The sequence below is a fragment of the Azospirillum sp. SYSU D00513 genome (assembly GCF_017356015.1).
GTDB lineage: Bacteria > Pseudomonadota > Alphaproteobacteria > Azospirillales > Azospirillaceae > Azospirillum.
On sequence record NZ_JAFIQV010000130.1, the window covers coordinates 1 to 485 of the forward strand.

1 pseudogene is annotated in these 485 nt (G+C 69.1%); it reads left to right on the forward strand.

The window, feature by feature from the left end:
- Positions 1–485, forward strand: a pseudogene (locus JUB11_RS32515) (chemotaxis protein CheA); the annotation flags it as partial.

Consider the following 485-nt stretch of genomic DNA (forward strand, 5'->3'; position numbering starts at 1 on the left):
GACCAGTCGCGCATCGACGCGCTGATGAACCTCATCGGCGAGCTGGTGGTCGCCAAGAACGGCCTGCCCTTCCTCGCCCGCCGCGCCGAGAACGTCTACGGCTCGCGCGAGATGGCCCGCGAGGTCAAGGAGCAGTACGCGGTCATCGACCGCATCGCGCTGGACCTGCGCAACGCCATCATGCAGGTCCGCATGCTGCCGGTCTCCACCGTCTTCCAGCGCTTCCCCCGCCTCGTGCGCGACCTCTCGCGCAAGCTCGGCAAGCAGGTCGAGCTGGTCATCGAGGGCGAGGACACCCAGGCCGACAAGACGGTCATCGAGGGGCTGTTCGAGCCGCTGCTGCATCTGGTGCGCAACTCGCTCGACCATGGCATCGAGCGCGACCGCGAGGCGGCGGGAAAGCCGGCGGCGGCGCGGCTGACGCTGTCGGCCAGCCAGGACAACGACCAGGTGGTGATCCGGGTCATCGACGACGGGCGCGGCAT